The following is a 21920-nucleotide window of genomic DNA, read 5'->3' on the forward strand; positions in this document are numbered from 1 at the left end:
GCCGGCACCTGAGGGCCGGCAGCGGGCCAGGGCCTCGGCCTATCGCTCGATCTGGCGATTCCAGCGGGCGTTCCATTCCGGGCGCTGGGTGTTGACCTGGTCCCAGTCGATGGTCACGGCAGTTTGCAGGTAGGTCTGCATGGCTTCGACCTGGCCACGGGTCTTGTCGCTGGTCGGCGTGTTGGGGTTGGACGGGATCTGGTCACCCAGCTCCAGTGCCGGTGCCTGCGCCTCAGGGCTGAGCAGGAACTCGGCAAGCTTTTGCGCCAGCTCCGGCTGGTCGTTGTTGGCGGTGACGCATTCGGCCTGGTTGAGCACCACGGCGCCTTCTTTGGGCGCGGCGTATTCCACCGGGATGCCCTTGAGCTTCAGCGCCGTCACCTGGGTAGGGGTGAGCGGGAACAACGCGGCCTCATCGGTTTGCACCATTTCCGAAAGCTTGGCCGAGTTGGGGATGTACTCCAGCACGTTCGGGCCAACGTTCTTCTTCCACGCCGTGAAGCCCGGGTTGACGTCGGTATCGCTGCCACCGTGCAGGCGGTTGTACATGAGGAAACCGTGCAAGCCGAAGGTGGACGACGCCATTGACTGGAACACCACTTTGTCCTTAAAGCGCGGGTCGGCCAGGTCGTTCCACGAGGTGGGTGTTGCCCAGCCTTTTTCCTTGAACAGGCGGCTGTTGTAGGCAAGCCCGGTCACCCCCAGGCTGACGGCGGCGGCCTTGTCCTTGATCAGGGCCTTTTCCGGCAGCTGGGCCAGCGTCGGGTTGGGCTTGAGGGTGCTGCACAGGCCCATGCCGATGGCGCGATACATGATGCCGTCATCCAGCACCATCACGTGGATCGACGGCTTGTTCGGCGTGGCCTGGACCTTGGCCAGGATGTCGGCCGAGGTGCCAGGGACGATCACCACTTTCACCCCGTTGGCCTTCTCGAACGGGGGCAGGATGTTGTCGCTGAACAGCCGCTCCATGGTGCCGCCGTTCATGCCCAGGTATAGCGTGGGTTGCGCCATGGCGGGCAGGCAGGCGAACAGGCCAGGTACGGCGCAGAACAGGGCGAGCAAACGTTGCTTGTGCGTCATGACAGGTTTTCCTTGTAGTGGTGGTTGGGCTGAAAACGGTTGATGGAAAAGGCCGCCAGGCTGATGGCCGGCGCGCCATGAAGGACGCATTGCGCCAGGGCTTCACCGGCTGCTGGGCCAATCTGAAAGCCAGCGCCGGCAAAGCCGAAGCCATGCAGCAGGCCGGGTTGGCGCAGGCTGGGGCCGATCACCGGTTCGTCATCGGGCAGGTAGCCTTCGGTGCCGCTCCAGGTGCGAATCGCCTGGGCGCCCGCCAATGCCGGGTACAGCTCGGTGGCATTGCGCAGGATGTCGAGCACTGCGGCTTGCCCCGGGCGGGCGGTGGTCGGGGTCAGGGCGAAGCCGCGCCCACCGCCCAGCACGCAGTTGCCGCGCGCCACCTGGCGGGCGTAGATACCGCCGCCTTCGACCCCGGTGCTGGCGGTCATGAACAGCGGCAGTGGCTCGGTCACCAGCATGGCCGGGTGGGCCGCCGTCAACGGCACCGCTTCGCCGAAGTACTCGGCCAGTTGCGCCGACCAGGCGCCGGCGCAGTTCAGCAGCCAGGGTGCCCTGAAGCACTGGCCTGTGCTGGTGCGCACGGTGAAGCGCTGGCCGTCGTGGTCTACCGCCAGCACTTTGCATTGCTCGTGCAACTGGGCGCCGTTGTGCCGGGCCGCCTGGGCGAAGGCGGGTGACACCAGGCGCGGGTTGGCATGGCCGTCCTCGGGGCAATATGACGCGCCGACGGCGATATCGCCCACCCAAGGGAAGCGCTGGCGCAGTTCGCGGTGCTCCAGCAGTTGCAGGCGCAGGTCAAAGGCCTGGGTCCGACGGGCATAAGCCTTCAAGGCGTCGAAGTCGGTTTGGCTGCGCGCCAGCTTCAGATGGCCGCTGCGGGCGTACTCGCCGTCGATGCCGATCCACTCGCGCAACTGCCCCCAGATGGCATGGGCACGCATCGACAACGGCAGCTGGGCCAGCGAGCGGCCCTGGCGGCGGACCCCGCCATAGTTCACCCCGCTGGAGTGCGAGCCACAGAAGTCACGTTCAAGCAGCGCCACCTGTTTGCCACCGCGGGCCAGGGTCAATGCAGCGCTGCTGCCGACGATGCCACCGCCGACAACAATGGCGTCCACCTCGATCAGCTTCATGGCTTGATCTCCAGGCCGAAGGGCAGGGGCTTGACCGGTGCCTGGCCACGCAGGCGCCCGACCTGGTCAATGGGCCGGCCGCTTTCGCAGGCAATCAGTTCGGCGGCGGCGGCCCCGCACACGCGGCCCTGACAACGGCCCATGCCGACCCGGCACATGGCTTTGACCCGGTTGATTTCCCAGTGCCCGGCGCGCACCGTGGCGCGGATTTCGCCAGCGCTGACCTGCTCGCAGCGGCACACGGTCAACGGGTCCGGTGCTTGCCGGGCCCACTGCTCGGGGAACGGAAAGGCCTGTTCCAGGCCCTGGCGAAAGCGCTGCAGGGTGGCCAGGCGTTTTTCCAGCTGTTGCTGGCGTTGCGGGTTGCCAGGTTTGCCGAGGTCGGCCAGCAGCGTCAGGGCGGCCAGTTCACCGGTCATTTCGGCGCCGTCGGCACCGAGGATGCCGGCGCCGTCGCCAGCCAGGTACACACCGGGGCTGCTGGCGCGGCCCTGGGCGTCACGTACCGGTAGCCAGGCGCGGTTGAGGGTGTTCCAGGCAAACTGGCAGCCCAGCAGGTCCGCCAGCTGGGTTTCGCTGCGCAGGGCGTGGGCGAATGCCACGGCGTCGCACGGCAAGGTATGTTGCTGGCCATTGCGCGACCAGCGTACGGCGCTGGCGCGTTGCTCGCCTTCGATGCCCAGCAGGGTCACCCCCTGATGCACCGGCACGCCTTTGCGGGTGAGCCAGGCGCGGTAGTACAGGCCCTTGGCAAAGGTGCCCGGCTGCAGCAACAGGCGCGGCAGGGCGCGTACCTGGGCGCTGAACGGCGAGGTGTCGAGCACTGCGCTGACAGTGGCGCCGGCCTTGGCGTACTGGTAGGCCACCAGGTACAACAGCGGCCCGCTGCCAGCCAGCACCACCCGCTCGCCGATGGCGCAGCCCTGAAACTTCAGCGCGATCTGCGCCGCGCCCAGGGTATACACCCCGGGCAAGGTCCAGCCGGGGATCGGCAACACGCGGTCGGTAGCGCCAGTGGCGACGATCACCCGGTCGAATGCCAGGCGGTCGGCCAACTGGCCCTGCTGCAAGGTGTCCAGCACTTGCTGCTCGGCATTCCACACCAAGGTTTCCGGGCGGTAGTCGATCTGCTCGCGCAGCTGTTCAAGGGTGTTGTGCAGGGCCTGGGCCTTGCCCGCCTCGAAGCCGTACAACGCTTTGCCCGAGCGGCGAAAGTTGGCCGGCTGCTGGCGGTAGATTTGCCCGCCGCCACGGCTGGCTTCGTCCAGCAGCACTGGGCGCACGCCATGGGCCACGAGGGTTTGCGCGGCGCGGATGCCGGCGGGGCCTGCGCCGATGATGACGGTTGCACTCATGGCTGGCGCCCCGGTTCGCGGGTGACACATTGGCCCGGTTCAAGAAAGGTCGAGCAGGCGCGCACCCGGCGGCCGTCCTGCAGGCGTACCCAGCAGTCCTGGCAGGCGCCCATCAGGCAGAAACCGGCGCGCGGTTCGGCGCTGAAGTCGCTGCCACGCAGGTGGGTGGCGTTGGTCAGGATGGCGGTCAGCAGGGTGTCGCCGTTCATGCCTTGAGCCGGTTGGCCATCGAGCAGGAAAGGCAGCGGCTCGCGGTCGTGTTCGGCCACGCGCTTGAACAGCGGCATAGGGGCATTCCTTGTCATTGCTTGCCCACCAGTACGCGGTCCAGGCCATACACGCGGTCCAGGGCGATCATGGTCAGGGCGGTGACGGCAATCACCAGCGCCGAGACGGCTGCCATCATCGGGTCAATGGACTCGGTGGCGTATACGTACATGCGCACCGGCAGGGTCTGGGTGGCAGGCGAGGTGACGAAGATCGACAGGGTGACTTCGTCGAAGCTGTTGATGAACGCCAGCAGCCAGCCACCGGCCACGCCAGGCAGAATCATTGGCAGGGTGACCTTGCAGAACAGCGTGATGCGCCCGGCGCCCAGGCTTTGCGCGGCCTGTTCGGCGCTGCGGTCGATGCCGATGGCGGCAGCCAGTACCAGGCGCAGCACGTACGGAGTAATGACCACCACGTGGGCGAACACCAGCCAGGTGAAGCTGCCATTGACCCCAAGCAGGGCGAACAACCTCAGCAAGGCCACACCCAGCACCAGGTGCGGGATGATGATCGGCGACAGCAGCAGGCCGTTGACAAAGCCTTGGCCAGGGAAGCTGTAGCGGGTCAGCGCCAGGCCTGCCGGCACGGCGATCAGGGTAGCCAGCGAGGCCGCCAGGGCGGCGAGTTTCAGGCTGTTGTAAAACGCGTCGAGGAAGTCGGCACGCTCGAACACAGCGCTGAACCAGCGCAGCGAGAAGCCGGCAGTGGGCAGGCTCAGGGTGTTTTCCGGGGTGAATGCCACCAGGCACACCACCACCAATGGGGCGAGCATGAACAGCATCACCAAGGCATGAAAGGACAGGGCCAGCGGGCCGTTACGGGTCATCGGTTCACACTCCAAGTGCGCGTTTGTAGCGGCGTTCGACCAGCCGGTTCCAGCTGAGCATCACCAGCAGGTTGATCAGCAGCAGGGCGACGGCGATGGTGGCGCCCATGGGCCAGTTCAGTTCCGCCAGGTACTGGTCGTAGATCATGGTGGCGACCATCTTCAGCCGCCGCCCGCCCAGAAGGCCCGGGATGGCGAACGAGCTGGCGGCCAGGCCGAACACGATCAGCGTGCCCGACAGCACACCGGGCATGATCTGTGGCAGCACGATGCGGCGGAATACCGTCCACTGGCTGGCGCCCAGCGACAGCGCGGCCTGTTCGGCGGCCGGGTCAAGCTTTTGCAGCGAGGTCCACACCGGGATGATCATGAACGGCAGCATCACGTGGACCAGGCCGATGATCACCGCAAACGGGGTGTACAGCAGCTTCACCGGCTGCCCGCCGAGGGCGCTGATGCCTTGGTTGATCAGGCCGTCAGACCCCAGCAGCAGGCTCCAGCCGAAGGCGCGCACCACCACCGAAATCAGCAGCGGGGTCAGCACCAGGATCAGGAAGATCGAGCGCCACGGCGCGCCCATGCGGCTGAGGACCATGGCTTCGGGGATGCCGATCAGCACACACAACAAGGTGACCAGGGCACTGATCCAGAAGGTGCGGAAAAAGATCTCGTAGTAATAGGTGTCGGTCACCAGGCTCAGGTAATGGCTGAAGGTGTACTGGCCGGCCTGGATACCACTGGTGTAGTCGAACGCGTTGAACGACAACAGCACAGTCAGCCCCAGCGGCATCACCAGCAACGCCAGGAACAACAGCAGGGCCGGGCTGCTAAGGCCGTAGCCCCAGCTGTTGCTGCGCAGTTTTGCCGTACTCATGCGGCCACCTCGGCCGTGTTCAGCACCCGCAGCAGGGTATCGTTCCAGTCCAGGCCGACCTGGGTACCTTCGTCCAGCGGCGCGCTGCCATCGTTGGCGCGGACCACCGCCAGGTTGCCCAAGGCGGTATCGACGCGGTACAGCCACTGGCTGCCAAGGAAGTAACGGCAGCTGACGCGGCCTGCCAGCTTGCCGCTGCCGGCTGCACCAAGGCTGATCTTTTCCGGGCGCAGGCTGAGGGTCAGCGGGCCCTGGGCGGCTGCCTGCGGTAACCCGCCGGGGCCGGTGACGCCATGCAGGCGGTTGGCCTTGCCGACAAAGTCGGAAATGAACGGCGTGCCAGGGTGCTCGTAGAGGCGATAAGGGTCATCGATCTGGGTGATGCGCCCGGCTTCCATCACCACCACCCGGTCGCTGATCGACAGGGCTTCGGCCTGGTCGTGGGTGACCATCAGGGTGGTGATGCCTACTTCGTTCTGGATACGGCAGATCTCGAACTGCATCTCTTCGCGCAGGTGTGCGTCCAGGTTGGACAGCGGCTCGTCCAGCAGCAGCACCGGCGGTTCGATCACCAGTGCGCGGGCCAGGGCTACACGCTGGCGTTGGCCGCCGGACAGTTCACGCGGGTAACGTTCGGCGTGCTTGTCCAGGCGTACCAACGCCAACGCCTGGTCGACGCGCCGAGCGATCTCGGCGTTGGCCACCTTGCGCATGCGCAGGCCGAAGGCAACGTTGTCGCGCACGGTCATGTGCGGGAACAGCGCGTAGCTCTGGAACACCACGCCCAGGCCCCGGCTGGCCGGCTTGGCGTGGGTGATGTCGCGGCCGTCGAGGACGATGCGGCCACTGGTGACCTCGACGAAGCCAGCAATCATCTGCAGGGTGGTGGTCTTGCCGCAGCCAGAAGGGCCGAGCAGGGAGACAAACTCGCCTTTTTCGATGGCCAGTGACGAACTGGCCACTGCCTCAGTAGCGCCATAGCGCTTGCAAAGCTTGTCGATCAACAGAAAGGTCATGGCTGTGCTCCATCGCAAACGGAACCGGGGTAACCCGGCAGTTTCAGGGTGGGCAGAGCGCCAGCGGCGAAAAGCAATGCTTTTACGGACGTTGGCGCTCGCTTCTATGGCGGCGGCCGATGTTGTGATATCGCCCTATGGACCGGAGAGTAGGGCAATGATTAGGATGGCGACAAAGGGTAATTTCACTGAGTGACAGCTATTTTGAAATTATTCCACTCAATGAAATTCCTATGGGTTTAACGAAAAATGGATTCCGATAAACGAAATGAACACGCCAAGGAAGTTGGCGTAAGCGCAGTGTCGCGTTTGTTCGCCGTGCTGCGCGCGCTAGGTGATTGCGGGGGGGAGGGCGAGAAGGTCAGCCAGCTGGCGCTGCGGGTTGGCCTGGCGCAGCCCACCACCCATCGGCTGTTGCGTAGCCTGATCGAGGAGGGCATGGTCGACCAGTGCGCCACCAGCAAGCGTTATCGCCTGAGCCTGGATTTCTTTGCCCTGGCGGCCAAGGCCGGGCAGGCGGGCAACCTGCGCGATGTGGTGCGCCCCAGCCTGCTGCGGTTGTCGGCTTCGCTGGGCGATTCGCTGTTTCTGCTGGCGCGCTCGGGGTTCGATGCCGTGTGCCTGGACCGCAGCGAAGGGCCGTACCCGATCCGTACCTTTACCGGCGACATCGGCGGCCGCGTGGCGTTGGGCGTGGGGCAGGGCAGCCTGGCGATCCTGGCCTTCCTGCCTGAGGAGGAGCGGGACGAGGTGATCCGCTACAACCTGCCGCGGTTGAAGGACTTTCACCATTACGACGAAGTGTTGCTGCGTGCCGAAATCGACAACGTGCGCAACCTCGGCTACGCCGGGCGCAACACCGGAGTGCTCGACGGCATGGCCGGCCTGGCAGTGCCGATCCTGGACCGGAACGGCCATGCGGTGGCAGCGTTGAGCGTGGCGACCATCAGCGACCGCCTGGGGCCCAACCGCATGCCGACCGTGGTGGCATTGCTCAAGCGCGAGGCGGCGGCGATTGGCGAACGGGTCAACCCGTTCGACCCGGTGCTGCGTCGGCCCTCGCATGTGTTTGGCTGAAGTACCAGATTCAGGTAGGCGCGATTTCTGTGGGAGCGCCCCGGCAAGGTCACTCCCACAATGCCCGTGTCAGATTCAGGTGAACCTATTCAACCGCCTCGGCCACGCCCTGGTCTTCACCCAGGAACCCACCACTTTGGTGCTGCCACAACAGGGCATAAGTACCATTCTTCGCCAGCAGTTCGGCGTGTGTACCTTGCTCGATGATGCGCCCCTCATCCATCACGATCAGGCGGTCCATGGCGGCAATCGTCGACAGCCGGTGGGCGATGGCGATGACGGTCTTGCCCTGCATCATTTCGTCCAGGCTTTCCTGAATGGCCACTTCCACTTCCGAGTCCAGCGCACTGGTGGCTTCGTCCAGCAGCAGGATCGGTGCGTTCTTCAGCATTACCCGGGCAATGGCGATGCGCTGGCGCTGGCCGCCAGACAGCTTGATACCGCGCTCGCCCACCAGAGTGTCGTAACCGTTGTGGCCCTGGCGGTCGCTGAGCTGGCTGATGAAACCATCGGCCTGGGCATTGGCCGCAGCGGCGCGGATTTGTGCGTCGGTTGCGTCCGGGCGCCCATAGGCGATGTTATCCCGAATCGAGCGGTGCAACAGCGAGGTATCCTGGGTGACCATGCCGATGGCGCTGCGCAGGCTGTCTTGCGTGACCTTGGCGACGTTCTGCCCATCGATGCGGATTTCGCCACTGTCCACGTCATAGAAGCGCAGCAACAGGTTGATCAAGGTGGACTTGCCAGCGCCGGAGCGGCCGACCAGCCCGACCTTTTCGCCAGGGTGAATGTGCAGGCTCAAGTCGTTGAGCACCTGGCGCTCGCCGTTGTAGTTGAAGCTGACCTTGTCGAAGCTGACCGCGCCGCCGCGGGTGACCAATTCGGTGGCACCCGGTGCATCCTGTACCTTGGGGCCGCGGGTGAGGGTGGCTATACCGTCCTGCACGGTGCCGATGTTCTCGAACAGCGAGGTCATCTGCCACATGATCCAGTGCGACATGCCATTGATACGCAGGGCCATGGCGGTAATGGCCGCGACCGCCCCGGTGCCAACCTGGCCTTGGTGCCACAGCCACAACGCATAGCCGCCTGCACCAAAGATCAAGCCCACTACCAGTGCCTGGTTGACGATTTCGAACTGGCTCACCAGCCGCATCTGGCGAAAGCCGGTTTGCTTGAAGTCCTCCATGGCCGCGCGGGCGAAGTGCGCTTCGCGTTTGGAGTGCGAAAACAGCTTTACCGTGGTGATGTTGGTGTAGGCGTCGGAGATTCGCCCGGTCATCGACGACCGTGCGTTGGCCTGTTCTTGCCCAACCTTGCCCAGGCGGGGCACGAAATACAGCATGGCCAACCCGAACAGCACGAGCCAGGCAATGAACGGCAGCATCAGCTTCAGCGCAAAGCCGCCGGCCAGGGCGATGATTGCAATAAAGTACACGCCGATGCCGGGCAGGATTTCGATGAGCGTGAACAAGACCTCGCGCACCGCCAGCGCTGTTTGCATCACCTTGGTGGTAACCCGGCCAGAGAATTCGTCGGAGAAGAACGACAGGCTCTGGCGCAGCATCAGGCGATGGAAGTCCCAGCGCAGGCGCAACGGCAGATTGATTGCCAACACTTGATGCTGCACCAGGGTGCGCAGCGCCACCAGCCCGATGCTGGTCACCAGAACGAGGCCAATCCCCCACAGCACGTGGCTTTCCTGTGTACTTGCGGCGCCACCGGCCTGCCAGGCCGAGAGCAGGTCGACCACCTGGCCGAGAAAGGCAAACAGCCAGGCTTCGTAAATCGACACCCCGGCACTGAGCAGCGCCAAGGCAAGAATGTAGCCGCGGGCGCCTCGGGTGCAGGCCCACATGAAGCGCAGCAGGCCAACTGGTGGCGGCGGTACTTCGTCAGGGGGGAAGGGGTCTAGCCAACGTTCAAAAATGCGAAGCATGCGTGTCTCCGGAAAATCAGCATCTGCCTGACAGGTAACCTTACCGCACATCGGCATGCTCTACCTGCGCTACAGAAGGTTGACATCTGGTCCGCCGCCCCACCATTATCCAGCCATACCTACGCAACGGGTTTACCAGCATGTCCATGTCCAACCACGCCATTTCCGCTTCGGGCTTCATTGCCCAGGCAGAGGCGTGCGTTGCCGTTGCCAAGAAATCCAAGAAACAGCCGCTCATCTGACCGAGGCGCGCTGTCTCGTCAGGTGGGCTGACGAGACAGAAGGCGCCAGGTATCCCTGCCAGACCACTTCGACTCCTCACCCGCTGACGCTGACTTTCGGTCAACATCAGGAGTTTTTGCATGTCGAATTTCCGTGGTATCTGGATTGCCCTTGTCACGCCCATGCGCGCCAATGAAGTGGACTTCGCCGCACTGGAAAAGCTGGTGAAGAAGCGGCTCGAAGACGGCGTGGCCGGTTTTGTGGTGTGCGGTACCACGGGTGAGGCGGCGGCACTGTCCAAGGCCGAGCAGCTGGCTGTGCTGGATGCCGTGCTGGCCTGGGTGGCGCCAGGCCAGGTGGTGATGGGCCTGTCGGGTTACAATCTGCGTGAGTTGCTGGCCTTCCAGGCCGAAATCCAGCGGCGTGACATTGCTGGGCTTCTGGTACCGGCGCCTTGCTACATCCGCCCTTCGCAGGCCGGCATAGAGGCCTTCTTCAATACCGTAGCGGATGCCGCCAGCGTGCCGTTGATCGTATACGACATCCCTTATCGCACCGGCGTGCGCATCGAGCGCGAAACCTTGCGCCGGATCGTGCGCCACCCCCGTATCGCGGCAGTCAAGGACTGCAGCGGCGACAGCGAAACCACCATGGCCTTGATCCAGGACGGTCATGCCCAAGTGCTGGCCGGTGAAGACCTGCAGATATTCAACAACCTGTGCCTGGGCGGTGCAGGGGCCATTTCGGCTTCGGCCCATGTGCATACGCACCTTTACGTGCGGATGCTGCGGCAGGTGGATAGCGGCGACTGGGCGGCTGCGCGTGGCACGTTCTACCAGTTGCTGCCCTGGATCAGGATGGCCTTTGCCGAGCCCAACCCGGCCGTGGTCAAGGCGGCATTGCAGTTACAGGGCTTGATGACTGACGAGCTGCGCGAGCCGATGCAGCCTTGCACTCAAACGACCAGAGACAAACTGCTGGCTGTGCTGGCGCTACCCGATGCCCTGTAGGCGATGGCCCAGCCTTTGGCTCCCACGAAAAAGCCAGGCATCAGCCTGATACCAGTCAGTTAAGCAATTGGGGCCGCGTTGCGGCCCTTCGCGGGCTCGCCCGCTCCCACAGGTTGTGCGCTCGGTGCGCAATTACGCTTTGCGGGCAAGCCCGCGAAGGGCTGCAAAGCAGCCCCAATAATGCTGGGCAGTTTTTACTATCAGAAGTCTTTGCTTACTGCCGTTAGTGGGTGGGCTTGTTGCTGCTGTTGTTTGGCCTGTACCTGGGCGATCTGCGGTTTCTGCTCGACCGCGTCATTGCCCCACAGGCGAGCTTGTGCTGCCTACCACGACACCATGCAACCCTTGGCCTCGATTGCCTCCCTGGCGTACGTCGGCGAGCGTATGGCCGAACAGGGCCAGCATGAACGCCTGATGGAGATCTTCCACGATATCGAAGTGTCCGGGCGGGAAATCAGCGCCCTGTTCACCGGCCTGCGCGAAGTGTTTACCAGTGGCGAGTCGCAACCGGCCACCGAGCCGTTTTCCCTGAACGCGCTGTTGACCGAGCTAGACTCGCTGCACCAGCCGTTGGGGCAAGCCAAGGGCCTGCGCCTGAAAAGCCGCTTGGAGAGCTAAGTTCTCAATGGAGGGCGGACCCGTTCAGCAAAGCGCCATCTACCGAAGGAACTTGCACACGCAGTGCAATAAGCAACGCGGCCAGCAGCATCAGCACGGCCGCTGCCATGAATACGCCTGCGCTGCCACCGAGGCTGAACATTGCCCCACCAGCGGCTGCGCCTGTGGCGATGGCCGACTGTACAGACGCTACCACCATGCCCCCGGCGCTTTCCGCCTGGTCAGGGACCGCGCTGGCGACCCAGTTCGACCACGCCACCGGCACACCCCCAAAGGCCAGGCCCCAGACCGCCAGCAGTAAGGCCTGCCCTGGCACCGACGCCGGCAACAGGACCAGCGCCAGTGCCGCAACGCCCACCAGCGCGGGCATCAACACCAGGGTGGCCAACGGGTGACGAGTAAGCATCCACCCGGCCACCAATGTGCCGACAAAGTTCGCCACACCAAAACCCAGCAACATCAGCGACAGCCCCTGCGGGCCAATGCCGGTCGTACCTTCGAGGAATGGCCGAATATAGGTGAACATCGCGAAGTGGCCGCTGTGCACCAGCACACAACCGAACATCCCCATAGCAATCCCTGGACGCTGCAACACCTCAAGCACCGTGCGCAGGCGTGCCGGCCGACGCGGCGCAAGGCTCGGCAGCGTGAGTGCCTGGAAAGCCAGGGTCACCACACCCACCGCCGTCGCTGCAAAGAACGCGCTGCGCCAGCCATATAGCCCACCCAGATAACTGCCCAGCGGGACCGCAACCACCGTCCCGATGGCGATGCCACTGAAAATGATCGAGAGCGCTCTGGGCAACAAAGCCCCCGGCACCAAACGCATCGCCACCGCCGCCGCCATGCTCCAAAACCCGCCAAGCGCGATGCCCAGCAAGATACGCATCAACAACAGCACCGTGAAACTGGAGGCAACGGCAACCAACAGATTGGAAGCGATCATCAACGTGGAAAAACCCAGCAACACCCAGCGGCGATCGATACTGCGAGTCAGGCCTGGCACCAACAGGCCGGCGAACAGCGCCACCACGGCTGTCACCGTTACCGCTTGGCCAGCCAGCGCTTCGGATACCCCCAACTCGGTCGCCATCGGCGTCAACAGGCTGGCCGGAAGGTACTCAGCGGTCAGCAAGCCAAACACGTCCATGGCCAACGAGAATACGGCCATCCACGCGGGGGTTGCAGGTTCTGCATCCGGCCCGGCGCCGGGACGGCTGTCGGGTACGGCATTGCATACAAGGTCAGTCATTGCACGGATCTCCCAATCTTCAATTGACCCGTAGTCTAGGCGCGAGAATTTGGATGATCTATGATCTAAAAACTCAATTTTTTGACCAAAACACCTGGATAATGCCGAAAGACCCATTTGCCCTCTCTTCCGATCTCATCAACGAGCTGTTGCGCGGCATGCGCCTGCGCGGTGTCGACTACCGGCGTATCCAAGCGGGCCCGGCCTTCGGCTTGGGCTTCGCTGCCAAACCCGGGCATGCCTGGTTCCACTTCCTGGCGGTCGGCAACGCGGTGCTGCGCATGGAAGACGGGACAACCTATGCGCTGTCCGCCGGTAACGCCGTCTTCATCTCCCATGGTGCGGCCCATCAATTGCTCTCGCATACGCACGTGCCCGTGCAGGAAATTGACCTTCTGGACGGCGAGCCTCTCGGCGACGCCGTCAGCGCGGTGAATACCGGGACCGATGCCGGCCCCATGCCGACCACGCTTTTTTTTAGTGGATGCATGGAGTTCGAATTAGGCAGCCTCCATGGCCTTGGCAAGCTGATGCCGGGCCTGATGCTGATTGATGCAGGCGGCCAGCGGTACCCCGGGCTGGTGCCTATTCTCACCACCATGGAGCGCGAAGTCAGCGCCGCACGCGTCGGTTTCGCCGGCATCCTCGCGCGATTGGCCGACGTGGTCGCCGCCATGGTCGTTCGAGGTTGGGTCGAGTGCGCCTGCGGTAACGCCTCCGGCCTGGTTGCGGCCCTGCGCGATCCGCGGCTGGCAGGTGCACTTTTGGCGCTGCATCAACAACCGGGCCGCGACTGGACCGTCGAGCAGTTGGCGGAGCAATGCAATACGTCCCGCTCGGTCTTTGCGGAGCGTTTTCAAGTGACGATTGGCATGACCCCGCTGCGCTACGTAACCGAAGTGCGAATGCGGCTTGCCAGCCAGTGGTTGACGCTGGAAAGGTTGCCTATTGAAGAGGTCGCGCAGCGTTTGGGCTATACGTCTCAGGCGGCGTTCAGTCGGGCGTTCAAGCGTGTTACGGGTAAGACGCCTGGGTTGAGTCGGAGGTTGCGGCAGTCGGCAGCCATCTGAAGCTGAGTGCTATTAGTGGAAGGGCCATAATGGGCGGCTTTGGCATTATGCGCATGTTCCGTGCATCCGGGTTCACGTTGGATGCTGTATCTTGCCCAATGCCGCATTAACAGCCAGCCATCCCGCTACCGCCGCCTCTCCGGCCTCACCGAATGCCCGTTCAAGCAGCTTTACTTGTTCACGTCGCAGCATTTGTTCAAGTCGCGAGCCTTCTTTGGTCAGCTGAAGCAAACGCATCCGTTTGTCGGTGTGCGATGCCGCGCTGTCCACTAATCCCATCTCTGCCAATTGCCGTAGCGGTATGTTCAGCGCCTGCTTGGTCACGCCGAGCAGGGCCAGCAGCTCTTTGACGCTGAGGTGCGGGTGCCGGGCTATGAAAAAAACGATCCTCTGATGCACACGGCCCAAGCCCCGGCGCTCAAGCATCTCGTCGGCCTTGGTGGTGAACGCCTGATAGCCAAAGAAAAACGCTTCCATGGCCTGTTGCTGTGCTTCCTGGTTTTTTAGGTCAATCATGTTGACTTATTCTCGACGAGCGTTCTACTTTAGGTAAAGGAGTTTGACCTATATTGTTCGCGCTTGGCCAGAGGTGATCCATGGCATTTTCTGAACGTGTTTCGCGCCTTAAAAGCTCTTTGATTCGTGAAATTCTGGCCGCCGCGCAGCGCCCAGGGATGATGTCTTTTGCAGGGGGCCTGCCGGCTGAGGAGATGCTGCCCTCTGTGGACTGGGCTGAAATGCCCACCAGCATGGGCCAGTACGGGATGAGCGAGGGTGAGCCGATGTTGCGTGAGGCGCTGGCCAGGGAAGCCCGGGCGTTGGGAATCAAGTGCGAGGCTAGCCAAGTACTGATTCTCAGCGGCTCGCAGCAGGCTCTGGACCTGACATCAAAACTGTATATCGACAAAGGAACGCCGGTGCTGCTGGAAGCCCCCACTTATCTGGCTGCGTTGCAAAGCTTCCAGTTCTTCGGTGCGCACTGCCTTTCGCTGCCGATGGAGCGCGATGGCCCGGATCTGGAGTCGTTGCGCGAACTGCTGAGCCAGAACCGCCCGGCGTTCATCTATCTGATTCCAACGTTCCAGAACCCGTCGGGGCTGCGCTACAGCGACAGAAAAAGGGACGAAGTCGCGGCGCTTCTCGATGAGTTCAACGTCACATTGATCGAAGATGAGCCGTATCGGGAGCTGAGTTTCGACGGCGTCGCGGCCATGCCGGTTGTCAGCCGCCTGAACAGCACCAGCTGGATTTATACCGGTACCGTGTCCAAGACCTTGCTGCCCGGCTTGCGAGTTGGGTATCTGATTGCCAGCCCCGACCTGTTCCCGCACTTGCTGCGGCTCAAGCAATCGGCGGACCTGCACACCAGTCGGGTTGGGCAATGGCAGGTGCTTCAATGGTTGGAAACAGAAAGGCTTGAGCGTCATCTTGAAGCGTTACGCCGCTATTACCGGGCTCGTCGAGACGCTTTCCAGGCCGCGTTGGAGACGCACTTCGCCGACCTGGCCGAGTGGCAGATGCCAGAGGGAGGGTTGTTCTTCTGGCTGACGCTCAAGCACCCCATCGATACCCGGGCATTGCTCGAACCGGCATTGGCGGCCAATGTGGCGTTCATGCCCGGAGAGCCCTTCTTCCCAGAGCCTGACAAACATCCAGGGCACCTGAGGCTGAACTTCAGCCATGTAGCTCCCGACAAGCTGGATGAAGGCCTTAAGCGTTTGGCGGACGTCCTGCGTCAGGCACTGATCCAGCAGGCGGCCTGACGATCGCTAATGGGTCGAAATCTGCAATTCACGACAGGTCGCTTTTGACCCAGGCTGTGTGAAAACTTCGACGGCGCTCTGGCTGGTTAAAAAACAACCTAAAAATCGCGCTTGTACGTGAATTCTGGGTCGGTTGAATCGCCAAGCTTTTCCAGAATTCGCATAGGAACGCGCTCTTCGAATTGGCCTCGGGGTTTTCACACAGCCTGGCCCCATAGCGGCCGTTGGTTTAGATCGGCTAAAAGCCAAGCGTCGCCCCTTAGCAGTATCTGCCGAGGGGGCGATTCAAAGCGTTCTGAAGCATGCGACTGGAGACTAGTTCTCGTAGCGCAGCGTAACGGCAAAGTTACGGGGTTCGCCGTAATAGTTGCCAGTGTCTTGGCTGAAAATCGCGGTGTAGTACTTTTCGTCGAAAACGTTGTTGAGGTTCAGTTGAACACTCAAGTTCTGGTCAATCCGGAAGTTGGCGTTCAAGTCCACCAGATTGTAGGCGCTCTGGGAAATATCATTCAGGTACAGCTTGCTCTGATGATACAGGTTTGCACCCATTCGCCATTGGTCGAACCCACCGGGCAGTTGATAGGTGGTGGCGGCCTTGAACAGGCGCTGTGGCGAGTTCTCGGTGCCATAGGTGTCGCCCTTGCTGGCGCCGGCCACGTATTTCGGGTGGCTGTAGGTGTAGCCAATCGACGCGTTCCAACCGGGCATCAATTCGCCTGAAACCTCTGCATCGAACCCGCGATTGCGCACCTTGGCACCCTCGGCGTAGCACCGCGCATCACGCGTCGGCCCGCACACGCGCCCGGCCTCGGGCACTACCTGTGGAAGGCCGGTCTGATCCACCTGGAACAGTGCGACGGCGGTATTCAAACGGCCATCGAACAGCTCGCTCTTCACGCCAACCTCGTAGTTGCTGCCGGTAGTGGGCTCCAGCAACTTGTTGTCGACACTGTAGGTGCTTTGCATCTTGTAGATCTCGGTGTAGCTGGCGTAGACCGAGGTGTTGTCCGTGAGGTCGTAGACGATGCCGCCGTAGGGAATGACCTTGCGATCTTCCTTGAACCGGTCGGTTTCCCACGGGCCTTGGGTGTCATAGTCGACCCAGCTCAAGCGGCTGCCAAGAATGACGTGCAGATCATCCAACGGATTGAGGCGCGTGGCGACGTAGACCCCCTTGTCCTTGCGCACATGCCGGCTGGGCGTCAGGCTGCCGACTATCTGCGGCTTGGGGAACGTGGAGGTGTCGAAGTCGAGGATGTCGACGGTGGGGTTCTCACTGGCCGAGCCGGTGACGTACTGCAGCCTGTCGCGCCGCATGTTGGTCCCTATCACCACTTCATGCTTGCGCCCCAGCAAGGTGAATGCGCCGTTGAGCGCCGCGTCGAGGTTGACCTGCTCGTCATCGTAACGGGCGCTGTTAGGCCAATACTGCATCGTCGAATCCGTCTCGTAGGTGTGATAGCCAACCTGGGCGAGAAAGTCGGCGTTGGACCAGATCAGGTTGGTGGCGACGGTGAGGTTCCAGTCCTCGTTGAAGCGGTGCTTGATATCGGCGAAGACGTTGCGGTTGATCTTGTCCAGGTAGGCCCACTTTCCGGCGAGCGACTTCGAGCGCGAGAAGTTGTACGAGCTGCCGTCCAGGTGGGTAGGCAAACCACCCCAGTCGTAGCCGTTGTTGTTGTCCTGCTGGAAGGACGCCCCCAGCGCGACCGTGGTCGCGTCACTCAGGTCGGCTTCGCCGATGGCGTAGAACAGCTGATTGTCCTTGCCGGCGTAGTCCTGGTAGCTGTTTTTCGTGTTGTACATCAGCACCGTGCGGCCGCGCAGGGTGCCCTCTGCATTCAGCGGGCCGCCGACATCGAGCTGGGTGCGGTAGTTGTCCCACGAGCCGGCGCCGATTTCCGCCTTGAGCTGGTATTCACGCGTGGGTCGCTTGCGCACCATGTTGATCGCCGCAGACGGGTTACCTGCGCCTTGCATCAGGCCGTTGGCGCCGCGGACGATTTCCACCCGGTCGTACATGGCCATGTTGTTCACCGACATGACGTCCATCGAGAAACTTTCGGTGACACTGCTCGGCAGGCCATCGAACTGCAGGTCGTCGACCTGGAACCCGCGTGAGTAGTACAGCGGGCGCTCTGTGCCGAACCCTTTGACCGTGCTGATGCCCGTCGCGGCCTTGGCAACGTCTTCCAGCGACTGCATGTTCTGATCGTCCATCTGCTGGCGCGTGACGACACTGACGGACTGGGGCGTCTCTCGCGGCGAAAGCCCCAACCGGGTTGCGGTACTGGTGAGGCCAGTGGTGTAGGAGCCAGTCCCTTCGGTCGTCGCCCCCAGCCCAAGTGCATTCACATCGGTAGCGCCCAGCTCCAGCGCTGATGAATCCGTCGCTATCTTGCGCAAGGTCAGCGTCTTGTCATTCACGTACTCGTAGCCGTAACCACTGCCTCTGAGCAGTTGCTCAAGGGCCTCGTTGATCGTGTAGGCCCCACGCAGCCCAGCGCTGCGCATTCCGCTTATCTCGTCAGAATTGAAAATGATGCGCAAGCCGGCCTGGTCGGCCAGGCGGGTTAGTGCGCTGTCCAGTGGCTGGGAAGCGATGGTGAAGACCTGGGTGACAGCGGCGTTTTCCAAAGCCCTGGCCTGGGCATCGACCGGTGCCAGGAGCCCGAACAAGGCGGCGAATGCCACCGCTTGGCGCAACGACTGTGCGCGGGTACGTACGCAGATATGCAGCATGACAGCAACCTTTCCCTAGAGTTGGCTGCGCGACTTTTATGTGAATGATTCGCGCTTCCTCTTTACGACGAAGCGACCTACAGGACCTTGCCAAAGATTTTTCATTTTTTTTTGCAAGGCGCTGCCCGGAAGAGAGAGGGTGCGGCGTCAGTCTTTCGGCCGCACCAGGGTGATCAACGGCAACCGGGTGATACGCAGGGGCTGCGTCTGTTCAAGCGCCGCCAGGGCAGCCTGTGGATCATCCACCTCGAATATGCCGCTGATGCGCCGGGCCGCCAGCGTCTTATCGGTGAGGTACACAATGCCGGGGATGTACCGGTCGAGCTCGGCGAGCACGTCCCCCAGCGGGCGCGCGTTGAAGATCAATTTGCCGCGTTGCCAGGTGGCGACGTTCTGCACATCGACTTCTTTGCCCGGCTGCGGCGCCACACCGCGCCGATAGGCCGAGGATTGCCCGGCCAGCAGGCGCAAGGTCTGCCCGCCCGAACTGAGCTGCACGATGCCTTCGCTCACCTGTACGGTCACCTCGTCACCCCGCTGGTATAGATCGAAGCGGGTGCCGACGGCCTGCACATCTCCTTGCACCGCGTGCACGATGAAAGGCCGCGATGGGTCCTTGGCCACTTCGAAAAGCGCCTCCCCCTGATACAGCTTGATACCGCGACGGCTTCGGCTGTAGTCCACAGACAACACGGTGTCTGCGTTCATCCAGACAACGCTGCCGTCCTGCAGGCGCACTTCCCGCCGCTCGCCAGCGTAGGTCACATGATCGGCATACAGGGCCGACCAGGGCCGGAGCAGCCCCGCACTGAACATCACCAACGCAAGACACGCTGCCATGCCCGCAGCCCACAAAGCGCGTGCGGGTCTGCGACCCTTGCGAGGGCTAGGTGCGACGAACTGTTGGGCTTTCGGCGTGTGCACAAATGCCCCCCACAACGCCTCGGACTTTCTTGCGGCGAGGGCATGGGCTTCAGAGCGCTGGCGCCAGTGTTCATAGGCCAGATGGTCGGCCGCAGTGGCACGGCCGGACTGAAGATGCACCAGCATTTCGATGGCCTGGTCTTCCAGCTCGAAAGGATCAACGGTATCGGTCATGGTTTCTGCAAGCTGAGCAGCGCGAGGAGACGTAGGAGTCTGGGGGGCGGTGTCCGGATAAGGCAAGCGGTTCATATCCACTCCTTCTTGCTCAAGGAGTCGCGACAATGCCGTACCGCTTGAACGATGTACTTGCCCACCGTGCTCTCGGAAACGCCGAGCCTTATGGCGATCTCAGCATGTGTCAGCCCTTCGAGACGATTGAGCAGCAGCGCCAGGCGCGCGTTGGTGGGCAACTGGTCCATCGCGACATCGAGTTGCGCCAAGGCCTCGTCGGTCATCAGCGCAGACTCGGGTGAAGGGCGTGGATCGCATACCTCCAAGGCTTGCGACTCGTCGGCATGCAAGGCATTGAGCCGCCCCTCGCGCCGCATACGATCGATGGCCAGGTTGCCCGCGATCCGGAACAGGAACGCGCGCGGCTCCTGGATCGGTTCGCCAGCAGGGAGGTTGACCAACCGCAGGTAAGTGTCTTGCGCTACATCGGCAGCCTGCTCGACGTTGCCCAGCCGCCGAGCCAGGAACGCCATCAGTTCCGCGTAGTGCTCATGGAAGTTGGTCAGCAAATCAGAGGTGCCAATGCGCGACATGCTCAGCCCTACGTCGGTAAACCGGCTCCGCCGGAGAGCAGCGAATACTACACTAACTGAGAAGCATTATTAAATGGGCTTTGAGTGCACTTGAGAATGTCGAGCATATCGCTTGGCGATGGTGACAGGCTGCTGATCAGGCAATGATCGGGCCCCACTTTTGCACCTTGACCGCCATCATTGAAGGGCGAAGGTGAGACTCGGAGGCGGCATTCTTCGGTGGAAGACGGCATGCTTTTGCACTGTTATTGGTTCTCGAGCTGCCAGTCCTGCGCAATGCAGAAGCAGTGTACGACCTGTAAGGAGCGCCGGGTAAAGCGCTGGGAACATGAAGCCGTAGTCGATGCGATGCAGGTACGGCTGGAAAATGATCCAACGATGATGAGGCGTCGCCGACAGACCGTTGAACATCCTTTTGGAACGCTCAAATACTGGATGGGAAGTACCCACTTCCTGACCAAAACCCTACCAAGGGTAAGCACCGAAATGAGCCTTCACGTGCTCGCCTACAACCTCAAACGGATGATGAGTGTCTTCGGCATCTCAGGACTGCTTGAAGCGATCAGGGCGGGAATCCAGCCGTTTGATCGTCCGTGAGTGGCTGTTTGGGCCGCTGACGCGGCCCAAACAGCATTTACGAACGCCTATGTAGCTGACGAGGGCAATTCGCGCTTCAGTCTGCTGGTTTCGCAGGCAACGCCCGTAGCTCTCAACTTTCGACCTATTCAGTGCATTTTCACACAGCCTGGACCCATAGCGGACATTCCGGGCACACCCTCAGATCGAGCGCTGGTTCACACGGGCAGAGAGCTGCTCGGCGTTTTCCTTGCGTTCCGAATAGCGATCCGCCAGGAATTCCTGGCGGTCACGCAGCAGGACGGTGAACTTCACCAGTTCCTCCATCACATCCACAACGCGATCGTAGTACGGCGAAGGCTTCATACGCCCGGCGTCGTCGAACTCCAGGTAGGCCTTGGGTACCGAGGACTGGTTCGGGATGGTGAACATCCGCATCCAGCGCCCGAGCACGCGCAGTTGGTTGACTACGTTGAACGACTGCGAGCCACCACACACCTGCATGACTGCCAGGGTCTTGCCTTGGGTGGGGCGAAGCGCTCCCAGCGCCAGGGGGATCCAGTCGATCTGTGCCTTGAAAACTGCAGACATCGCACCATGACGCTCTGGAGAGCACCACACCTGGCCTTCCGACCACTGCACCAGATCACGCAGTTCCTGCACCTTGGGGTGGTCGACAGGTACATCGTCAGGCAGCGGTAGGCCCGACGGATTGAACACCCGCGTTTCTGCACCGAAGTGCTCCAGCAGGCGTGCGGCTTCTTCCACCAGCAAGCGACTGAAAGAGCGTTCGCGGGTCGACCCATACAGCAGCAGGATGCGCGGTTTGTGCTCGCTGGCACGGGTTGCCGCTGGCGATACATCGAACAGGGCAAGGTCGAGATTAGGCAGTTGCTCGGACATGTTTCCTCCTGCTTAAAGGGTTCCGATGCGATCCAGCTCATGCTTGAGCTGCTCATGGTCGAGGTGATCGAAAGGCAGTGCGAAGAATGCTTGGCAGCGTGACTCGATTCGGCCCAGCGTTGCGCGGAACGCAGCGTCTACCGACGCCATATCACCCACGACATCGGACGGGTCCTCCAGTCCCCAGTGCGACTTCAGTGCGGGGCCGAAATACACCGGGCAAGCTTCGCCGGCAGCCTTGTCGCAAACGGTGATGACGATGTCAGGAGGGCAACCCTCGAACGCGTCATTGCCCTTGCTGCTCAGCCCTTCAATAGAGATGCCGGCATGCTGCAAGGTGATCAGACTGCGAGGCAACACCTGGCCTTTCGGGAAACTGCCGGCGCTGACGGCTTCAAATCCGTGAGGCGCCAGGTGATTGAACATGGCCTCGGAAAGGATGCTGCGGCAGCTGTTGGCCGTGCACATGAACAGGACTCGCATGGGGGCTCCTCCGCTTCGTG

At 62.3% G+C, this 21920-nt stretch carries 20 protein-coding genes and 1 pseudogene; 6 read left to right on the plus strand and 15 right to left on the minus strand.

Translation table 11 applies throughout. The features are described 5' to 3' along the window. Nucleotides 1–39: 39 nt before the first annotated feature. Genes JOY50_RS02390 through JOY50_RS02420 form a run of 7 tightly spaced genes read right to left on the minus strand, consistent with a single transcriptional unit; the run spans nucleotide 40 to nucleotide 6557 of the window. Complete coding sequence (locus tag JOY50_RS02390) at nucleotides 40–1083, minus strand: ABC transporter substrate-binding protein (protein WP_192902498.1); 1044 nt, start codon at nucleotides 1081–1083, stop codon at nucleotides 40–42. Then, nucleotides 1080–2216, minus strand: coding sequence for an FAD-binding oxidoreductase (locus JOY50_RS02395; RefSeq protein ID WP_132839960.1), 1137 nt, complete (start codon nucleotides 2214–2216; stop codon nucleotides 1080–1082). The genes JOY50_RS02390 and JOY50_RS02395 overlap by 4 nt, the downstream gene beginning before the upstream one ends. After that, a complete protein-coding gene (locus JOY50_RS02400; RefSeq protein WP_132839962.1) occupies nucleotides 2213–3571 on the minus strand; it encodes an NAD(P)/FAD-dependent oxidoreductase in 1359 nt (452 codons plus the stop codon). The genes JOY50_RS02395 and JOY50_RS02400 overlap by 4 nt, the downstream gene beginning before the upstream one ends. Then, on the minus strand, nucleotides 3568–3858 hold the full coding sequence (locus JOY50_RS02405; protein ID WP_043201539.1) for a (2Fe-2S)-binding protein: 291 nt from the start codon (nucleotides 3856–3858) through the stop codon (nucleotides 3568–3570). Before JOY50_RS02405 ends, JOY50_RS02400 begins: the two co-directional genes overlap by 4 nt. A gap of 14 nt (nucleotides 3859–3872) precedes the next feature. Continuing rightward, the gene (locus JOY50_RS02410; protein ID WP_043201537.1) at nucleotides 3873–4667 is read right to left on the minus strand and encodes an ABC transporter permease; all 795 of its coding nucleotides are present in this window, start codon (nucleotides 4665–4667) and stop codon (nucleotides 3873–3875) included. Nucleotides 4668–4671: 4 nt separating this feature from the next. After that, nucleotides 4672–5541, minus strand: coding sequence for an ABC transporter permease (locus JOY50_RS02415; RefSeq protein ID WP_049275572.1), 870 nt, complete (start codon nucleotides 5539–5541; stop codon nucleotides 4672–4674). Continuing rightward, nucleotides 5538–6557, minus strand: a complete 1020-nt coding sequence (locus JOY50_RS02420) for an ABC transporter ATP-binding protein (RefSeq protein ID WP_132839965.1) — start codon at nucleotides 6555–6557, stop codon at nucleotides 5538–5540. The genes JOY50_RS02415 and JOY50_RS02420 overlap by 4 nt, the downstream gene beginning before the upstream one ends. 249 nt (nucleotides 6558–6806) lie before the next feature. On the opposite strand from JOY50_RS02420, the gene JOY50_RS02425 reads away from it, so the two are divergent. Beyond that, on the plus strand, nucleotides 6807–7634 hold the full coding sequence (locus tag JOY50_RS02425) for an IclR family transcriptional regulator (RefSeq protein WP_132839968.1): 828 nt from the start codon (nucleotides 6807–6809) through the stop codon (nucleotides 7632–7634). Nucleotides 7635–7719: 85 nt separating this feature from the next. Here the strand turns inward: JOY50_RS02425 and JOY50_RS02430 are convergent, their stop codons facing one another. After that, nucleotides 7720–9573: an ABC transporter ATP-binding protein gene (locus tag JOY50_RS02430; protein WP_132839970.1), complete on the minus strand. Its 1854-nt coding sequence runs from the start codon at nucleotides 9571–9573 to the stop codon at nucleotides 7720–7722. A 362-nt stretch (nucleotides 9574–9935) separates the two neighbouring features. Here JOY50_RS02430 and dapA point away from each other — a divergent pair, with 362 nt between their 5' ends. Both dapA and JOY50_RS02440 read left to right on the plus strand, forming a co-directional pair. Further along, nucleotides 9936–10805, plus strand: a complete 870-nt coding sequence (dapA, locus tag JOY50_RS02435; RefSeq protein WP_132839972.1) for a 4-hydroxy-tetrahydrodipicolinate synthase — start codon at nucleotides 9936–9938, stop codon at nucleotides 10803–10805. A 336-nt stretch (nucleotides 10806–11141) separates the two neighbouring features. Then, complete coding sequence (locus tag JOY50_RS02440) at nucleotides 11142–11423, plus strand: hypothetical protein (protein ID WP_132839974.1); 282 nt, start codon at nucleotides 11142–11144, stop codon at nucleotides 11421–11423. Nucleotides 11424–11427: 4 nt separating this feature from the next. On the opposite strand, the gene JOY50_RS02445 is transcribed toward JOY50_RS02440, so the two are convergent. Beyond that, entirely contained in the window at nucleotides 11428–12675 is a 1248-nt protein-coding gene (locus JOY50_RS02445) for an MFS transporter (RefSeq protein ID WP_243054700.1), read from the minus strand. 101 nt (nucleotides 12676–12776) lie between these two features. Between JOY50_RS02445 and JOY50_RS02450 the strand changes: the two genes are divergently transcribed. Then, nucleotides 12777–13745, plus strand: a complete 969-nt coding sequence (locus tag JOY50_RS02450; RefSeq protein WP_132840932.1) for an AraC family transcriptional regulator — start codon at nucleotides 12777–12779, stop codon at nucleotides 13743–13745. Nucleotides 13746–13817: 72 nt separating this feature from the next. Here the strand turns inward: JOY50_RS02450 and JOY50_RS02455 are convergent, their stop codons facing one another. Continuing rightward, a complete protein-coding gene (locus JOY50_RS02455) occupies nucleotides 13818–14261 on the minus strand; it encodes a MarR family winged helix-turn-helix transcriptional regulator (RefSeq protein WP_132839978.1) in 444 nt (147 codons plus the stop codon). An 80-nt stretch (nucleotides 14262–14341) separates the two neighbouring features. Here JOY50_RS02455 and JOY50_RS02460 point away from each other — a divergent pair, with 80 nt between their 5' ends. Beyond that, nucleotides 14342–15508, plus strand: coding sequence for a PLP-dependent aminotransferase family protein (locus JOY50_RS02460; RefSeq protein ID WP_132839980.1), 1167 nt, complete (start codon nucleotides 14342–14344; stop codon nucleotides 15506–15508). Between the two features lie 315 nt (nucleotides 15509–15823). On the opposite strand, the gene JOY50_RS02465 is transcribed toward JOY50_RS02460, so the two are convergent. The 3 genes from JOY50_RS02465 to JOY50_RS02475 all read right to left on the minus strand — a co-directional run bounded on the left by JOY50_RS02465 (nucleotide 15824) and on the right by JOY50_RS02475 (nucleotide 19938). Beyond that, nucleotides 15824–18250 (minus strand): TonB-dependent siderophore receptor, encoded by a 2427-nt coding sequence (locus JOY50_RS02465; RefSeq protein ID WP_132839983.1) that lies wholly within the window; start codon nucleotides 18248–18250, stop codon nucleotides 15824–15826. A gap of 147 nt (nucleotides 18251–18397) precedes the next feature. Beyond that, a complete protein-coding gene (locus JOY50_RS02470; RefSeq protein WP_238342574.1) occupies nucleotides 18398–19423 on the minus strand; it encodes a FecR family protein in 1026 nt (341 codons plus the stop codon). Next, nucleotides 19420–19938 carry a sigma-70 family RNA polymerase sigma factor gene (locus JOY50_RS02475; protein WP_132839985.1) on the minus strand — a complete coding sequence of 173 codons (519 nt, stop codon included), beginning with the start codon at nucleotides 19936–19938 and terminating at the stop codon, nucleotides 19420–19422. Before JOY50_RS02475 ends, JOY50_RS02470 begins: the two co-directional genes overlap by 4 nt. A 207-nt stretch (nucleotides 19939–20145) precedes the next feature. On the opposite strand from JOY50_RS02475, the pseudogene JOY50_RS02480 reads away from it, so the two are divergent. Then, nucleotides 20146–20535, plus strand: a pseudogene (locus JOY50_RS02480) (transposase); the annotation flags it as partial. Nucleotides 20536–20715: 180 nt separating this feature from the next. Here the strand turns inward: JOY50_RS02480 and arsH are convergent. After that, on the minus strand, nucleotides 20716–21417 hold the full coding sequence (gene arsH, locus JOY50_RS02485) for an arsenical resistance protein ArsH (protein ID WP_132839987.1): 702 nt from the start codon (nucleotides 21415–21417) through the stop codon (nucleotides 20716–20718). 12 nt (nucleotides 21418–21429) lie between these two features. After that, entirely contained in the window at nucleotides 21430–21900 is a 471-nt protein-coding gene (locus JOY50_RS02490) for an arsenate reductase ArsC (protein ID WP_132839990.1), read from the minus strand. Nucleotides 21901–21920: the final 20 nt, after the last annotated feature.

Origin of the sequence: Pseudomonas sp. BP01 (assembly GCF_022760795.1) — a bacterium.
In the GTDB taxonomy this organism is placed as follows: Bacteria; Pseudomonadota; Gammaproteobacteria; order Pseudomonadales; family Pseudomonadaceae; genus Aquipseudomonas; species Aquipseudomonas putida_Q.

Coding starts and splice junctions, on each gene's coding strand:
- JOY50_RS02390 (WP_192902498.1), bottom strand. CDS start 1,083: ATGACGCACAAGCAACGTTTGCTCGCCCTGTTCTGCGCCGTACCTGGC.
- JOY50_RS02395 (WP_132839960.1), bottom strand. CDS start 2,216: ATGAAGCTGATCGAGGTGGACGCCATTGTTGTCGGCGGTGGCATCGTC.
- JOY50_RS02400 (WP_132839962.1), bottom strand. CDS start 3,571: ATGAGTGCAACCGTCATCATCGGCGCAGGCCCCGCCGGCATCCGCGCC.
- JOY50_RS02405 (WP_043201539.1), bottom strand. CDS start 3,858: ATGCCGCTGTTCAAGCGCGTGGCCGAACACGACCGCGAGCCGCTGCCT.
- JOY50_RS02410 (WP_043201537.1), bottom strand. CDS start 4,667: ATGACCCGTAACGGCCCGCTGGCCCTGTCCTTTCATGCCTTGGTGATG.
- JOY50_RS02415 (WP_049275572.1), bottom strand. CDS start 5,541: ATGAGTACGGCAAAACTGCGCAGCAACAGCTGGGGCTACGGCCTTAGC.
- JOY50_RS02420 (WP_132839965.1), bottom strand. CDS start 6,557: ATGACCTTTCTGTTGATCGACAAGCTTTGCAAGCGCTATGGCGCTACT.
- JOY50_RS02425 (WP_132839968.1), top strand. CDS start 6,807: ATGGATTCCGATAAACGAAATGAACACGCCAAGGAAGTTGGCGTAAGC.
- JOY50_RS02430 (WP_132839970.1), bottom strand. CDS start 9,573: ATGCTTCGCATTTTTGAACGTTGGCTAGACCCCTTCCCCCCTGACGAA.
- dapA (WP_132839972.1), top strand. CDS start 9,936: ATGTCGAATTTCCGTGGTATCTGGATTGCCCTTGTCACGCCCATGCGC.
- JOY50_RS02440 (WP_132839974.1), top strand. CDS start 11,142: ATGCAACCCTTGGCCTCGATTGCCTCCCTGGCGTACGTCGGCGAGCGT.
- JOY50_RS02445 (WP_243054700.1), bottom strand. CDS start 12,675: ATGACTGACCTTGTATGCAATGCCGTACCCGACAGCCGTCCCGGCGCC.
- JOY50_RS02450 (WP_132840932.1), top strand. CDS start 12,777: ATGCCGAAAGACCCATTTGCCCTCTCTTCCGATCTCATCAACGAGCTG.
- JOY50_RS02455 (WP_132839978.1), bottom strand. CDS start 14,261: ATGATTGACCTAAAAAACCAGGAAGCACAGCAACAGGCCATGGAAGCG.
- JOY50_RS02460 (WP_132839980.1), top strand. CDS start 14,342: ATGGCATTTTCTGAACGTGTTTCGCGCCTTAAAAGCTCTTTGATTCGT.
- JOY50_RS02465 (WP_132839983.1), bottom strand. CDS start 18,250: ATGCTGCATATCTGCGTACGTACCCGCGCACAGTCGTTGCGCCAAGCG.
- JOY50_RS02470 (WP_238342574.1), bottom strand. CDS start 19,423: ATGAACCGCTTGCCTTATCCGGACACCGCCCCCCAGACTCCTACGTCT.
- JOY50_RS02475 (WP_132839985.1), bottom strand. CDS start 19,938: ATGTCGCGCATTGGCACCTCTGATTTGCTGACCAACTTCCATGAGCAC.
- arsH (WP_132839987.1), bottom strand. CDS start 21,417: ATGTCCGAGCAACTGCCTAATCTCGACCTTGCCCTGTTCGATGTATCG.
- JOY50_RS02490 (WP_132839990.1), bottom strand. CDS start 21,900: ATGCGAGTCCTGTTCATGTGCACGGCCAACAGCTGCCGCAGCATCCTT.